This window comes from Aminobacter sp. Piv2-1 (genome assembly GCF_037625995.1).
In the GTDB taxonomy this organism is placed as follows: domain Bacteria; phylum Pseudomonadota; class Alphaproteobacteria; order Rhizobiales; family Rhizobiaceae; genus Aminobacter.
This window is the reverse complement of sequence record NZ_JARKMU010000012.1, coordinates 18,034-33,011: the sequence shown is the minus strand read 5'-3', so window position 1 is coordinate 33,011 and position 14,978 is coordinate 18,034. Positions and strand designations below refer to the sequence as shown.

General features: G+C 66.6%; 12 protein-coding genes and 1 pseudogene. 11 read left to right on the top strand and 2 right to left on the bottom strand.

The window, feature by feature from the left end:
- Positions 1-82 precede the first annotated feature (82 nt).
- From AmiPiv_RS20165 to AmiPiv_RS20140, 6 genes and pseudogenes are all read left to right on the top strand, one after another.
- On the top strand, positions 83-5,197 hold the full coding sequence (locus AmiPiv_RS20165) for an Eco57I restriction-modification methylase domain-containing protein (RefSeq protein WP_340040248.1): 5,115 nt from the start codon (positions 83-85) through the stop codon (positions 5,195-5,197).
- Between the two features lie 366 nt (positions 5,198-5,563).
- Complete coding sequence (locus tag AmiPiv_RS20160; RefSeq protein ID WP_340040247.1) at positions 5,564-7,270, top strand: ParB N-terminal domain-containing protein; 1,707 nt, start codon at positions 5,564-5,566, stop codon at positions 7,268-7,270.
- 80 nt (positions 7,271-7,350) lie between these two features.
- A pseudogene (locus AmiPiv_RS20155) lies at positions 7,351-7,828 on the top strand (hypothetical protein).
- Positions 7,825-8,706: a DUF7007 domain-containing protein gene (locus AmiPiv_RS20150; protein ID WP_340040246.1), complete on the top strand. Its 882-nt coding sequence runs from the start codon at positions 7,825-7,827 to the stop codon at positions 8,704-8,706. Before AmiPiv_RS20155 ends, AmiPiv_RS20150 begins: the two are co-directional and overlap by 4 nt.
- Positions 8,703-9,035: a hypothetical protein gene (locus AmiPiv_RS20145; RefSeq protein ID WP_340040245.1), complete on the top strand. Its 333-nt coding sequence runs from the start codon at positions 8,703-8,705 to the stop codon at positions 9,033-9,035. Before AmiPiv_RS20150 ends, AmiPiv_RS20145 begins: the two co-directional genes overlap by 4 nt.
- A 460-nt stretch (positions 9,036-9,495) precedes the next feature.
- Positions 9,496-10,083 (top strand): hypothetical protein, encoded by a 588-nt coding sequence (locus AmiPiv_RS20140; RefSeq protein WP_340040243.1) that lies wholly within the window; start codon positions 9,496-9,498, stop codon positions 10,081-10,083.
- 33 nt (positions 10,084-10,116) lie between these two features.
- On the opposite strand, the gene AmiPiv_RS20135 is transcribed toward AmiPiv_RS20140, so the two are convergent.
- Positions 10,117-10,806, bottom strand: coding sequence for a type 1 glutamine amidotransferase domain-containing protein (locus AmiPiv_RS20135; RefSeq protein ID WP_340040241.1), 690 nt, complete (start codon positions 10,804-10,806; stop codon positions 10,117-10,119).
- Between the two features lie 297 nt (positions 10,807-11,103).
- Between AmiPiv_RS20135 and AmiPiv_RS20130 the strand changes: the two genes are divergently transcribed.
- Positions 11,104-11,244: a hypothetical protein gene (locus AmiPiv_RS20130; RefSeq protein WP_340040473.1), complete on the top strand. Its 141-nt coding sequence runs from the start codon at positions 11,104-11,106 to the stop codon at positions 11,242-11,244.
- Here the strand turns inward: AmiPiv_RS20130 and AmiPiv_RS20125 are convergent.
- Positions 11,227-11,667, bottom strand: a complete 441-nt coding sequence (locus AmiPiv_RS20125) for a MerR family transcriptional regulator (protein ID WP_012092599.1) — start codon at positions 11,665-11,667, stop codon at positions 11,227-11,229. The genes AmiPiv_RS20130 and AmiPiv_RS20125 overlap by 18 nt on opposite strands.
- An 85-nt stretch (positions 11,668-11,752) precedes the next feature.
- On the opposite strand from AmiPiv_RS20125, the gene AmiPiv_RS20120 reads away from it, so the two are divergent.
- From AmiPiv_RS20120 to merBA, 4 genes are read left to right on the top strand one after another with little or no spacing between them, the layout of a single operon-like run.
- Positions 11,753-12,178: a mercuric transporter MerT family protein gene (locus AmiPiv_RS20120; protein WP_012092600.1), complete on the top strand. Its 426-nt coding sequence runs from the start codon at positions 11,753-11,755 to the stop codon at positions 12,176-12,178.
- A 20-nt stretch (positions 12,179-12,198) separates the two neighbouring features.
- Positions 12,199-12,492 (top strand): heavy-metal-associated domain-containing protein, encoded by a 294-nt coding sequence (locus AmiPiv_RS20115; RefSeq protein WP_012092601.1) that lies wholly within the window; start codon positions 12,199-12,201, stop codon positions 12,490-12,492.
- Positions 12,493-12,741, top strand: coding sequence for a hypothetical protein (locus tag AmiPiv_RS20110; protein WP_012092602.1), 249 nt, complete (start codon positions 12,493-12,495; stop codon positions 12,739-12,741). It begins immediately after the preceding gene.
- Positions 12,738-14,975: a bifunctional organomercurial lyase/mercury(II) reductase MerBA gene (gene merBA, locus AmiPiv_RS20105; RefSeq protein ID WP_012092603.1), complete on the top strand. Its 2,238-nt coding sequence runs from the start codon at positions 12,738-12,740 to the stop codon at positions 14,973-14,975. The genes AmiPiv_RS20110 and merBA overlap by 4 nt, the downstream gene beginning before the upstream one ends.
- Positions 14,976-14,978: the final 3 nt, after the last annotated feature.

The window sequence follows — 14,978 nt, the reverse complement described above, 5'->3', positions numbered from 1 at the left end:
TCCCCAACCCCGCGACGCCGATCGCCTGGCCGACCCGCTCGGCCAGGAGGATCGCGCTCGCCTTCACGATGAGGATTCTCCCATGTCCAACGACGACCCCTTCACCCTCGATCTCTTCAACACCACAACGCTCTCGTCCGGTCTCGGTCTCGGCGTCACCGCCTTTGGCGGCGACTTCGGTGCCGGCGACACCGAGGCCGCGGAGGCTTCGTCTTCGTCGCCTGCCGCGCCGAAATCACAGCCGGCATCCCAGCCCGTCCAGTCAGCATCCCGCGCCACCACGGCCGGGCAGGGCGGCAACAATTTCGTCCTCGACACCGATCGCGATCTTGCCCGGGGGTGGAAGAGCCGGGCCCGCGACAATCTCGAAGCCATCCGGCTCGCGGCCGACATCGAGAGCGCCGATCGGCCCGCGACGCGCGACGAACAGGCGCGGCTGATCCGCTTCACGGGCTTCGGTGCTTCCGAGCTCGCCAATGCTGTGTTCCGCCGCCCGGGCGAAGATGGCTTTCGCGCCGGCTGGAACGAGATGGGCGTCGAGCTCGAGGAGGCGGTGTCGGGCGCCGACTACGCCTCGCTCGCCCGTTGCACGCAATATGCGCACTTCACGCCGGAATTTATCGTGCGCGCGATGTGGGCAGGGTTGCAGCGTCTCGGCTGGCGCGGCGGCAGGGTGCTGGAACCCGGCATCGGCACGGGGCTCTTCCCCGCGCTGATCCCGGCCGAGCTGTGCGACCAGGTGCACGTCACCGGCATCGAGCTCGACCCGGTCACCGCGCGCATTGCCCGCCTGCTGCAGCCGCGGGCCCGTATCCTCAATGCCGACTTCGCCCGCACCGAGCTCCGGGCACATTTCGATCTCGTTGTCGGCAATCCGCCGTTCTCGGATCGGACCGTGCGCTCCGATCGCGCCTATCGGTCGATGGGGCTACGCCTCCATGATTACTTCATCGCCCGCTCGATCGACCTGTTGAAGCCGGGCGGTCTTGCTGCTTTCGTCACCAGCTCGGGGACGATGGACAAGGCAGACTATACGGCCCGCGAGCATATCGCCAGGTCCGCCGATCTGATCGCGGCGATCCGCCTGCCGGAGGGCAGCTTCAGCGACGATGCCGGCACCGATGTCGTGGTCGACATCCTGTTCCTCCGCAAGCGTCAGCCCGGCGAGCCAGAGGGCGACGTCACCTGGCTCGAGCTCGACGACGTTCGCCAAGCCGATGGCGACGATGGCGCGATCCGTATCAATCGCTGGTTCGCCCGGCATCCGGATTTCGTGCTTGGAACCCACGCCACGACGTCGGGACCGTTCGGCGAGACCTATACCTGCCTGCCGCATCCGGACGTCAATCTCGAGCGGGCGCTGTCGCAAGCCATCTCCCTTCTTCCGGAAGCCCTCTATGACGGCGGGCCGGAACTCATCGAGGTCGACGACGACGCTGTCGCCGATGTCGGTGGTGATCGTCCTGACGACGTCGCCATACGCGAGGGCGGCTTCTTTATCGGCCAAAACACCGCGCTGATGCAGATGGTCGACGGCGCGCCCGTCACCATCACCGTGCGCAAAGGCCGTAGCGCCGACGGCGTGCCGGAAAAGCACGCGCACATCATCCGCAAGCTGATCCCGATCCGCGCCGCAGTGCGCGAGGTGCTGAAGGCGCAGGAACTCGACCGGCCGTGGAAGCCGGCGCAGGTCAAGCTCCGCATCGCTTGGTCGAACTTCGTCCGCGCCTATGGCCCGATCAACACCACTGTGGTGTCAACCAGCGAGGATCCGGAGACCGGCGAGGTCCGCGAGACGCATCGCCGGCCGAACCTCGCCCCCTTCCTCGACGATCCCGACTGCTGGCTGGTCGCCTCGATCGAGGACTATGACCTTGAGACGGACACGGCACGTCCGGGTCCCATCTTCACCGAACGGGTGATCGCACCGCCCTCGGCGCCGATCATCACTTCGGCCGCCGATGCGCTGGCCGTGGTGCTCAACGAGCGTGGCCATGTCGATGTCGACCACATCGCCGAGCTGCTGCATGTCGACCCCGAGATCGTCATCGCTGACCTCGGCGATGCCATCTTCCGCGATCCCGAGACCGGCGCCTGGCAGACCGACGACGCCTATCTCTCCGGTCAGGTCCGCGACAAGCTCAAGGCCGCCGAAGCCGCTGCAGCGCTCGATGCCGCCTTCGAGCGCAATGTGCGCGCGCTTGTCGCGGTCCAGCCCGCCGATCTCGGCCCCTCCGACATCACGGCGCGGCTCGGCGCGCCCTGGATACCCGCGGCCGACGTCGTCGCCTTCGTCAAGGAGAGCATGGGCGCCGACATCCGCATCCATCACATGCCGGAACTGGCGTCATGGACGGTCGACGCTCGGCAGCTCGGCTACGTGGCGGCCGGCACCTCCGAATGGGGCACCGATCGCCGCCATGCCGGCGAGCTGATCGCCGATGCGCTCAACAGCCGCGTGCCGCAGATCTTCGACATCATCAAAGACGGCGACAGCGAGCGGCGCGTCCTCAATGTCGTCGATACCGAGGCAGCCAAGGAGAAGCTGACCAAGATCAAAACGGCATTCCAGAGCTGGATCTGGTCCGAGCCCGATCGCACCGACCGCCTAGCGCGGGTCTATAACAACCGCTTCAACAACATCGCCCCGCGAAAGTTCAAGGGGGACCATCTGCAACTTCCGGGTGCCTCTGGCGCCTTTTCTCTTTATGGGCACCAGAAGCGCGGCATCTGGCGCATCATCTCCGCGGGCTCCACCTACCTCGCGCACGCCGTCGGCGCCGGCAAGACCATGACCATGGCGGCCGCCGTCATGGAGCAGAAGCGGCTGGGCCTCATCGCCAAGGCCATGTTGGTTGTTCCCGGCCATTGCCTGGCGCAGGCCGCCCGCGAGTTCCTGGCGCTATATCCGACCGCCCGCATCCTCGTTGCCGACGAGACGAATTTCACCAAGGACAAGCGGCATCGTTTCCTGTCGCGGACGGCGACCGCGACCTGGGACGCGATCATCATCACCCACTCCGCGTTTCGCTTCATCGGCGTGCCTTCCGCGTTCGAGCAGCAGATGATCCAGGACGAGCTCGAGCTCTACGAGGTCCTGCTGACCAAGGTCGAGAGCGGCGACCGCGTCTCGCGCAAGCGCCTCGAGCGGCTGAAGGAGGGCCTCAAGGAACGGCTGGAGGCACTCGCCACCCGCAAGGATGACCTGCTCACCATCTCCGAGATCGGCGTCGACCAGATCATCGTGGATGAGGCGCAAGAGTTCAGGAAACTCTCATTCGCCACCAACATGTCGACGCTGAAGGGCATCGATCCGGCCGGCTCGCAGCGGGCGTGGGATCTCTATGTGAAGTCGCGCTTCATCGAGACCAGGAATCCCGGGCGGGCGCTCGTGCTGGCCTCCGGCACGCCGATCACCAACACGCTGGGCGAGATGTTCTCGGTGCAGCGCTATCTCGGCTACGACGCCTTACTGCAGCGCGGCCTGCACGAGTTCGACGCCTGGGCCTCGACCTTCGGCGACGTCACCACCGAGCTCGAGCTGCAGCCCAACGGCAAGTACAAGCCGGTCACGCGTTTCGCCACCTTCGTCAATGTCCCCGAGCTCATCGCCATGTTCCGCTCATTCGCGGATGTGGTCATGCCCGAGGATCTGCGCGCCTATGTGAAGGTGCCGGCGCTCTCGACCGGCGCGCGTCAGATCAGGACCTCGAAGCCTTCGGCGGCGTTCAAGCGCTACCAGGTCTTGCTCGATCAGCGCATCAAGGCCATAGAGCAGCGCGAAGGTCCGCCCGAGCCCGGCGACGACATCCTGCTCTCTGTCATCACCGATGGGCGGCATGCCGCGATCGACCTACGCCTTGTCGATCCCGACAATGACAATGAGCCGGACAACAAGCTCAACGACCTCGTCGCCAATGCTCTGCGCATCTGGCGGGAGACAGCCGGCTGCGCCTATGTCCGCCCGGACGGCAAGCCGTTCGAGTTGGCCGGCGCCGCGCAGATGATCTTCTCAGATCTTGGTACGATCAGCGTCGAGAAGACGCGCGGTTTCTCGGCCTATCGCTGGATTCGCGACGAGCTCGTCCGCATGGGCGTGCCTGCCTCCGAAATCGCCTTCATGCAGGATTTCAAGAAATCGGAGGCAAAGCAGCGGCTGTTTGGCGACGTGCGGGCCGGCAAGGTCCGTTTCCTCATCGGTTCGTCAGACACGATGGGCACCGGCGTCAATGCGCAGCTCCGGCTCAGGGCCCTTCACCATCTCGACGTGCCGTGGCTGCCCTCGCAGATCGAACAGCGCGAGGGTCGCATTCTTCGCCAGGGCAACCAGCACGATGTGGTCGACATCTTCGCCTATGCCACCGAAAGTTCAATGGACGCGCAGATGTGGCAGAACAACGAGCGCAAGGCCCGCTTCATTGCTGCCGCGCTCGCCGGCGACACGTCGGTGCGCCGCCTTGAAGACCTTGGTGAGGGGCAGGCCAACCAGTTCGCCATGGCCAAGGCGATCGCTTCGGGCGATCCGCGCCTCATGCAGAAGGCCGGACTCGAAGCCGACATCGCGCGCCTCGAGCGGCTCCGGTCCGCGCATCAGGACGACCAGTTCGCCATCCGCCGGCAGATCCGCGATGCCGAGCGCGACATCGAGCATTCGACGCGCCGGATCGGCGAGATCGGCGAGGATCTCGTGCGTCTGGTTCCCACCACCGGTGACGCGTTCTGCATGCAGGTCGGCAAGCAGACCTTCGTCGAGCGCAAGCTCGCCGGCCGGGCGCTGCTCACGGAAATCCTGACGCTGGTGCAGCTCCAGCAGGCGGGCCACTCCGTCATCGCCGCGATCGGCGGCTTCGACCTCGACTATTCCGGCGAGCGCTTCGGCAAGGATGGCTATCGCTACGCTACCATGCTCCTGCGCACTGGCGCCGAGACCGAGATCGAGCTGCCGGTCACCACCACGCCGCTCGGCGCGATCGCCAAGCTCGAGCACGTGTTCGCCAACCTCAACGAAGAGCAGGAGCGCGCTCGGCACCGTCTCGCTGAGGCCGAGCGGCGGCTTGCCGCCTACCGCTCGCGCGAGGGTGGGGTTTTCGCCTTTTCGGATGAGCTCGCCGGCAAGCGCCGGCAACTTGCCGAGATCGAACAGTCGCTCGCCAAAGATATCGACGGCATCCAGCCCGACGATGTACGCGCCGCCTGAGTATCTCCGGCACTAGACCGCCCGAACCGTGCGGCCTTCATTGAATCCAGGTTGGAGCCGCGTCGTCCGCGACCTGCCATCCGGGTGAAGCGGCGTTCCAGAAGAAACGAAAGACAAACCTGAAAGAGGAAAGGACCGCTCGCAGACCGGGTGGTCCGCCGACGCTGGCGCTCAATCGCGCCCGTCGCAGTCCCGGCCCGTCATCCTGCGCAGGGCTGAAGAAGCCCCGCTTGGCCAGCCGGGCAGGGATGCTCGGCCGCAATTGCACCGGTCCGCCCGCTCCGCGGGTCCGGAGGGGTCTTCGGCAAGAAGACAGAAAAGGACCGGGCGAGGGCCCGCGTCCACAACCCTCCAAGGAGCATTCCCATGGAACTGAAGTTTGTCGATCCGCGCTCGCTCAAGGATAATCCCGACAAGGCGCGCCGCTCCAAGTCGAGCCCGCAGGCCGACGCCCTGCTGCTCGCGACGATCAAGGCCATCGGCGTTGTCGAACCGCTGATTGTCTTCACCGAGGTCGATGGCGGCAATGGCTTCGTCATCGATCAGGGTCATCGCCGCGCCAGGCAGGCGATCGCCGCCGGTCTCGACGAGGTCGCCGTCCTGGTCGTGCCGCGTGCGGAGGATGGCGGCGCCATGCGCTCGTTGGCCACCTCGATCACCCACGAGCAGCTCAACCCGGTCGATCTGTGGCGCGCCATCGAGCGCCTCATCGCGCTGAACTGGACCGAAGAGTCCATTGCGATCGCGCTGGCGCAGTCGGTGCGGCAGATCAAGAAGCTGCGCCTGCTGGCCAATGTGCTGCCGGCCATGCTCGACGCCATGGCCAAGGGCGACATGCCGAACGAGCAGCAGCTCCGCACGATCGCGGCCGCCTCGCTCGATGAGCAGAAGGAGGTCTGGAAGGCCAACAAGCCAAGCAAGGGCGATCCGCAGGTCTCGTGGTGGAGTGTCGCCAACGCCCTGACCAAGAAGCGCATGTATGCGCGTGATGCGAGCTTCGGCGACGAGCTCGCCCAGGCTTACGGCATCAACTGGGTCGAAGACCTGTTCGCCCCGGCCGATCAGGACAGCCGCTACACCACCGACGTCGACGCCTTCCTCGGCGCCCAGCAGGAGTGGATGACGCAGAACCTGCCCAAGAAGGGCGTCATCGCCGAGGTCAGTAGCTATGGCGAGGTGAAGCTGCCGGCCAAGGCCGAGCGCGTCTATGGCACGCCCAAGAAGTCGGACCATACCGCGATGTATCTCGATCGCGAGGGCAAGGTGAAGACGGTCCACTTCCGCATGCCCGAGGCCAAGAAGAAGGGCAAGGCGGCTGATGCCGGTGGCGACGACGAGGCAATCGTCATGCCGAAGACGCGTCCCGATGTGACCCGCATGGGCGTCGAGATGATCGGCGACCTGCGCACCGACGCGCTGCACGAGGCGCTCTCGCGGGCGCCGATAGAGGACGACACGCTGCTCGCGCTCCTGGTCCTCGCCTTCGCCGGACAGAACGTGCGCGTCGACTCCGGGGCGGATGGCGAGTACGGCTATGGCGGTCGGTTCCCCCGCCATGCTGCGACCCTGTTCGACGCCGAGGGCAAGTTCGTCGTCGACACCGACACGCTGCGCATCGCGGCGCGTGGCGTGCTGATCGATGCGCTCTCCTGCCGCGAGGGGATGAGCAAGTCGGGCATCGTCGCCCTCGTCGCCGGCGCCGCCATCGGCGCCGACAGCTTTCTCGCCAACATGGGCACGGAGGACTTCCTCTCCTGCCTGTCGCGTCCGGCGCTCGAAGCCTCGTGCAACGGCACCTCGGTCCTGCCTCGGGCTCGCGTGAAGGACACGCGGGCGGCGCTCGTCGAGACCTTCAAGGAGGCGCATTTCGTCCATCCGGCGGCGCTTTTCGCCCCCGATGCCACGAGCCTCACTGCGTGGTTGGCCAAGAGTGCGGTCACCGAAGCCCACGAGGACGAGGAGGGCACGCCGGCCGAGCAGGATGAGCTCGACGGCGATGAGCCGGTGGAGCCGGCTCACGACTTCGTCGACGAAGACGAGCTCTCGGAAGGCTACCGCGACGCCGCCGAGTAGAACCTCGCTCCTTTCCGATCGCTCTGCCGCCGCCGGGTTCCCCCGGCGGCGGTTTCGTTTTCAGCATCATGGAGGACGCCATGTCCGCACACACGATCTTCGAACACGCGCCGCTGGGCGCAATCGTCGCCTGGTCAGACGGCACGCCCCAACCCCCAGTGCGGCACCGCAGGAAGCTCGACGCCTGGAAGTCCAACAACAGTCGCGGAACGCTCGTCCGCAAGCAGGGTCCCCGTGACGTCGGTCTGCCGGACCCGCACGCGAGCTTCACCCTGCACGAGGCCGACTATGGTGCCGGTGGCATCATCGCCATCCGCGTTTTCCGCACGTTCGGGCTCGACTCCGCGCTGCGCTTCACCATTGTCGAGCGCCCTGCCGTTGGATCGGTCCGGGTCTTTGCGCGCCCCGGCGCCGCTGCCGAGCTCGTCCATCTGGCGCCGCACCGCGCTGCCGCCGAGCAGTGGCTCACCGAGCATGGCTATCCCAGTGCCGTGCTCGAGGAGGTGACGGGCCGACGAAGCCGCCGCCGATGCCGTCGAGGGGAGGGCAGCGGCATGACCTCCTCCGACTCAACCCTGCTCGACGCCCCGGACGCGTCCGGCGCCACTTTCGGCCGCAGCGCCGACGGCCTGCTGGTCGCGCTCGTCGGCGACACCGCCTACGCCATGGCGCCCGGCCGGGATGGCACTTTCTATCTCGTCTCCGGCTGGCGCATCTCCCGCCCGATGGCGGACTGGACCCGCGCCGATTTCTACGGCCATGATGGCGACCTCGCTGACGAGGCTGCTTTCCGCGCCAAAGTGCTGGAGCGCGCCCAGCACTATCGCGAGAGGCAGGGGCTCGGCCGCCGCGACATCCCCGGCGGCGCACATACGCCCTGGGGCACCTCGCAGGGCGCCACCGTCTATGCCGAAGGTGTCGTCTCGCACGCGACCGCGGGGCATGGCGGGTTCAAGCTCTCGGCCGAGCGCAACCGCCAAGTGCATCCGGTCCTGCGCGCGGCCGGCGGATGGTACGAAGAGGACGAGGGCTGGGCAATCGTCGCGCTCACCTTCCCGGAGCTCTTCACTGCGCTCGAGCGGCGCCACGCCGAGCGGACCATCAAGGACTCCTGGCCCGATGCCTGGGAGACGATCTCCGGCACGATCCTCGTACCGGGCGAATCCCGCACCAAAGACCAGCGGGCGTTCGAGGCGGAGCACGCGGCTGACTGGATCGTCGTTTCAGCGATCACCTCGGACCAGCAGAAAGGGTTCGTCGAGTGCGTCGCGACACCGGGCGGGAAGCGCGGCGCCGGCACCGAGGAACGGCGCTTCCTCGTTCCGGCCGCTGAATACGAGATCGGCAGGTTCGGCTTCGTCATCGATCCCGACCGTCATCCCGTCTATGCCGGACCCTCCAGCTTCATCGGCTGGCAGGGCAGGGGGTCGCCATGACCCTCGCACCCGAGCTTCGCCGAGAGTTGTCGCGCATGGAGGAGGCGCGCCGGCAAACGCAGCGGCAACTGGACATGCTCGACCGGCAGATCACCCGGCGCATGACCGCGTTGATCCCCGGCCTCCTGCCTCGGCGGTCCCACTATCGCCGCGGCAAGGCGCCCGATCCGGGGGCGTCTCTCGCGAGCTATCGCGCCCAGCTTGCCGCCCTGACCGCCGAGCGGCAGCCCGAGATCGATGCCCTGTCGCGCAAGCTGGCGCGGCAGGACCAGGCGATCGCCAGCTTTCTCGTCTCCTACGGCGAAGCCGGGATGAGCGAGCGGGTCTAGCGATGCGGTTGTTCGGTCCAGCACGGCCGACCCTGCCGATGATCGCTCCCCGGTCGAGCGCAAAGGCCAGCCATCGGGCTGATCGTGGTGGCGAGGCAACGAACTAGGACGAGATTTTGGCCCTGGTCATCATCATCTGTCCTTGTCGTTCCATGTCGAAAGCGAGGCCCGTGCCAGGTTCTGCCTCGGGCTTCAGGCGGTCCTGAACCGGCGGCCGGTTGCTTCAAGGCCGCGTGCCGCGCCGCGGGGCGGCCGGGGTGCACCGCGCTCGACAGGGCAGGCCACGCGTCCGGCGCGAGGGCTGAAGGACGCCCTGCTTGGCCGCAAACCTGCCCCGCTCGCCTCGGTCCGCCCGGGCCCTGAAGCACCCGTCATTCCGCCGGTTCTGTCGGTCCGCGCCCGAGGCAGAGCCGGCACGGGGCCGGTCCGACCGTCGGGAACCTCAAAGAAAGGACATTCCATGACCAAGAAAGCCGCCAATTCCCGCCCCGGCGCCCGAGTCGTTCCGCTCCGCAAGGGGACCACCCTCCAGATGGTACGGCTCGCCTGCCCCGATACCGGACAGTGCTCGCTCATCTCCGAAAGCTTCGGCCTTCCCGTCCTCGACAGCGACGGCATCCGCGACCTGCACGAAAAACTCATCGTCGACACCGCCGCGGCGCTCGGGGACGGACTTGGCGAGCGCGCCATGCAGATCCACATGCAGCGCATCGTCGGGTCCTTTGTCGGTTCCGCCTACGGTGCCGGCCAGTTCTACAGCCGGGCCGTCTCGGAAGCCCGCGACGCCACCGCCAAGTCGGCCTGCGACGACCGGGACGAGGACGTCGGAGGTCCGGTCGGGTTCGACAGCGCCGCCCAGCGCAAGCGCGAATTCGCCGCCGATATGGCGCTTCAGGCGCACGCCCTGCGCATGGCCGCCGAGGGCGCCGTTGCCGCCTATGAGCACGTCATCGGCGAGGCCTGGAAACCCTTCGAGCGCGCCGTCGAGAACCCCGGCCAGACCGTCGATCGCAAGGCGGCCGAACTGCAGATGGCGGCTCTCGGATGAGAGCGTCGGGCGGGGCTACGGCCCCGCCCGATGTCATGCCGTCAGCAGCTCCGTCACATTCTCGGCTGCGGCTCTGGCCGAGAACGGGTTCTGCCCGGTTACCAGCCGGCCATCGGCTAGGCTGTGGGAGAGAAATGGCAGCACGGCCTTCTCGTAGCGCGCGCCCCGCCGCTTCATTTCCGCCTCGGCATTGTAGGGCATCTTCTTCGCGACCCCCGCGAGGATTTCTTCTGTCCACGAGAAGCCGGTGATCCGCTTGCCGGCGACGAGCAAGGTTCCGTCCGACAGCCTCACATTCAGCAGGCCGCAATAGCCGTGGCATACGGCGGAGACGATGCCGCCGCGCTCCCAGATCGCGCGGGTGATCCCCTGGAGGCGCTCATCGTCAGGAAAGTCCCACATCACGGCGTGCCCGCCAGTGAAATAGATTACGTCGTAGTCGGCCGGATCGATTTCGTCGGGCCGGGCAGTCGACGACAGCAACGCCATGCGCTCCGGGTCGGCGAGCCAAGCCTTGGCCGAGGCGTCCAGCAGCGGCCACTTGAGCGCCCGCGGCTCCAGTGGCGAGAGCCCGCCCTTCGGGCTCACCATCCGCTGCTCGAATCCCTTGGCGCCGAACACGTCCCAGGCATGCGTCAGCTCCGACAGCCACAAGCCGGTCGGCTCGGACGGATCGGCGTAGTGAGACACGTTGCTGACGACGTGAAGAACGCGCTTGCTCATCGTTCGTAGCCTCCACGGGAACAGGCTACAAGCGCGGCACCAGGTTCGGCAACAGGTCCCTGCCCAAGGGCGCAGCGCTCATCGTGGATCAGCGAAGACGACTCCTGGAGCTGCCCAATCCCGCTCTTCAGAGATGGCATTCCTGGTGCGGCGGCGGATCTTCCACGATCAACCCGCGAGGGGTCCGCTAGCAAGCTGCGGCCGCTCGGCTGACGCCTTCGCGGTGATCGCGCCCGCCGCCGCACACTGACGGAGCCATCGAGCGGGAATTGGCCCGCTCCAAGATGGAGCCCTCAGATGTCCAACGATCTCATCCTCGCCCAGAAGGCCGCCTGGCACCTCGCCCGCACCCTCATGGCCCCGGTCATCCTCTTCCAGGTCGACGACGAATTCTCGGTTTATCTGAACAGTCAAGCTGTCTCACTGGCATTTCGCTGAGCTCGCCGGCTCCCGGAACAGCGTCTCGATCAGCGGACATTCCCGCCGATTGCCTTCTGTGCATTGGGCCACCACGTCCTTCAGCACTCGCTCCATGCGTTTCAGGTCGGCGATCTTTTCACGCACGTCGTCGAGATGCGCGGCGGCAACGGCGCTTGCCTCGGCGCAGGGCTGGTCGCGCTCGTCGACGAGGCGCAGCAGTTCACGGACTTCATCGAGGGAGAAGCCGAGCTCGCGCGCCCGCAAGACGAAGCGAAGCCGTCGCTCGTGGGTGCTGTCGTAGCTGCGATAGCCGCTCGCCGTGCGCGGCGGCTCCGGCAGGAGGCCGACCTTCTCGTAATAGCGGACCGTCTCCAGATTGCACCCTGTGCGCTGTGCGAGTTCGGCGCGCTTGAGGCCTTTCACGCCAGCGTGATCGCGCATCCAAAAATACCCCTTGACCCTGTAGTTGCTACAGACCGCACATTAGCGCCTGGATAGGTTTTCGACAAGAAGAGCGAGGTCGAACATGAATGCATCCCGACACGGACCAGCAGACGTTGCACCGACTGCGGCAAACCTGACGACGCCAGAGCGAAGCGAGGCCGGGCGACAGCGCCTGGTCGCCGTCGGCGGCATACTCGGCGCCATCGCCGCCTCGTCCTGTTGCATCATTCCGCTCGTCCTGTTCAGCCTCGGCATCGGCGGCGCCTGGATCGGCAATCTGACGGCGCTTGCGCCCTACAAGCCACTGTTTGTCGCCGCAACGGCGGGCATGCTCGGCTACGGCTTCTACCTTGTCTACTGGAAGCCGCGACAGGCCTGTGCCGATGGGGCTGCCTGCACGCGCGCCGTCCCCAGCCGCCTCGTTCAGATCGCGCTCTGGTTCGCGACCGTACTCGTCGCCGCTGCTTTCGCCTTCGACTACGTCGCGCCGCTGCTGCTTTCCGCCTGACACCAAGAGGAGACTACCCCATGAGGAAGAGTTTGAGCGCTTTCACTTTGATCGCGTCGGTGATGACTGCGCCTGCCGCCTTCGCCGCCGAACGCACTGTGACGTTTGCCGTCGACAACATGACCTGCGCCTCGTGCCCCTACATCGTGAAGACCACGATGGCGGCAATCCCCGGTGTCGCGAAGGTGACCGTCTCCTTCGAGGCGAAGTCCGCGACCGTGACCTTCGACGACGCTAAGACGAGCACCGATGCCATCGCAGCCGCCAGCATGAATGCTGGTTATCCGGCCCACCCGACGCAGCAAGGCAGCTAGATGACTGATCGCGCCGTAATCCGCGCAGGTGCCGTTGGCGCCGTCCTCGCCGCGATCTGCTGCGCGGCGCCGCTCCTCGCCGTCGGCCTGTCTCTGGCGGGTCTTGGCACGTGGCTGACAGGTGTGGGTGCAGTGGTGCTTCCCCTGATCGTCGCGGGCTTCGGCTTCGGCGCGTGGGGGCCCCATCATCGCCGGGCAAGAGCCACGGCCTATGAGACGAAGATTCGCAAGGAAGGCGTGAAGCCATGAACGATTGCTGTGCAACCTCCTCCCGGGACAACCCGGCCGTTTCTCAGCCCGCGACACTGGCGAGCTTTGCCGTTCGACCGGGCGTAACGTTTCCGGATTGGTCGGCGGTCACGTCGCCTGTGGTCAAGAACGCTCTGCAGGCGATGGTCGGGTCCGACCACGTGCTCAATCGCTGGAGCGGTTACGATCCCGCCACCGACAGGGTGCGTGTTGCGTTGCTCCGACTCTACGCCGACCACGGGGGTGCCCCGACCATAAGCGCGCTTGCGGAGCGTACAAAACTCAGTGAGATGGTCATCCGGCCACTGCTCGACGAGCTCCGCCGGCGCGACCTCGTCGTTCTCGATGGCGAGCTGATCGTCGGCGCCTATCCGTTCAGCGATCATAACACCGGCCATCGGGTCACTCTGGACGGACGCACGCTGAATGCAATGTGCGCGGTCGACGCGCTGGGCATCGGTGCCATGACCGATCGCGACACCGCGATCGCCTCGCCCTGCGGCCATTGCGGCGCACTGATCCGGATCACCACGCAGGACCGAGGGCGGGCACTCGCCGACGTCGAGCCACAGTCGGCCGTCATGTGGCAGAGCGTCCGTTATGAAGGCGGCTGCGCCGCGAGCTCGCTCTGCGCGACGACCGCTTTTTTCTGCTCGGACGAGCATCTTTCCGCCTGGCGCGACGAACGTTCCACCGACGAGCCAGGTTTCCGGCTGTCGATCGAGGAAGGACTGGAAGCCGGCCGTGCTCTGTTCGGGCCGAGCCTCGCTGGTCTCGATGTGGCGTCGAAGAGCCTGGTGGTCGCCAACCGACCCTTGCGCACAAACGGTCGCAATGGAGGCGCTTACGATCTCGTCGTCATCGGCGCCGGCTCGGCCGGCTTCTCGGCCTCGATCACGGCCGCCGATCAGGGCGCACAGGTGGCGCTCATCGGCAGTGGCACCATCGGCGGCACCTGCGTCAATGTCGGCTGCGTGCCGTCGAAGACCCTGATCCGCGCGGCCGAGACGCTTCATAACGCTCGCGTGGCGGCACGTTTTGCCGGCATTACTGCTGAAGCCGAACTGACAGACTGGCGCGGAACCGTTCGTCAGAAGGACACGCTCGTGTCTGGGCTGCGCCAGGCCAAATACGCGGACCTGCTCCCCGCGTACAATGGTATCGCCTATCGCGACGGGCCGGCTCGCCTCCTCGACGGCGGTGTCGAAGTTGACGGCGCGCGTATTGCCGCTGGCAAGATCATTATCGCAACCGGCGCGCGGCCGGCAGTTCCTGCTATTCCTGGCCTCGAGACCGTACCGTATCTCACCAGTACGACGGCGCTCGACCTCGAGGAACTGCCGCGATCGCTGCTGGTGATCGGCGGCGGTTATATCGGCGCGGAGCTCGCCCAGATGTTCGCCCGTGCCGGCGTCAAGGTGACCCTCGTCTGCCGGTCCCGACTGCTCCCCGAGGCCGAGCCCGAGATCGGCGCGGCGCTCACGGGGTATTTCGAGGATGAAGGCATCACCGTTATCTCCGGCATCGCTTACCGCGCGATCCGCAAAACCGAGGGCCGAGCGTCACTGACCGTCACGCGTGACGGTCACGATGTCCAGATCGACGCCGATCAGGTGCTGATCACCACGGGCCGCACGCCCAACATCGAAGGCCTTGGGCTGGCCGAGCACGGGATCACCGTCTCGGCGAAGGGCGGCATCGTGGTCGACGACCGCATGCGCACGACCAAGGCTGGCGTCTATGCCGCCGGCGACGTCACCGGCCGCGACCAGTTCGTCTACATGGCCGCCTATGGCGCCAAGCTCGCCGCCAAGAACGCCCTCAATGGCGACAGCCTGCGCTACGATAACAGCGCCATGCCCGCTATCGTCTTCACCGATCCGCAGGTCGCAAGCGTAGGTCTCACCGAGGCGGCGGCGCGTGCGGCCGGGCATGAGATCCGCGTTTCGACGATCGGTCTCGATCAGGTGCCGCGCGCACTCGCCGCCCGCGACACTCGTGGGCTTATCAAGCTCGTGGCCGATGCTGCTGGCGGTCGTTTGCTCGGCGCCCACATCCTCGCGCCGGAAGGTGCCGACAGCATTCAGACCGCGGCTCTCGCGATCCGCCAGGGTCTCACCGTCGATGACCTCGCGGACACGATCTTTCCTTACCTCACCACGGTCGAGGGGCTGAAGCTCGCAGCACTTTCGTTCGGCAAGGACATCGCCAAACTCTCCTGCTGCGCCGGGTGAGCA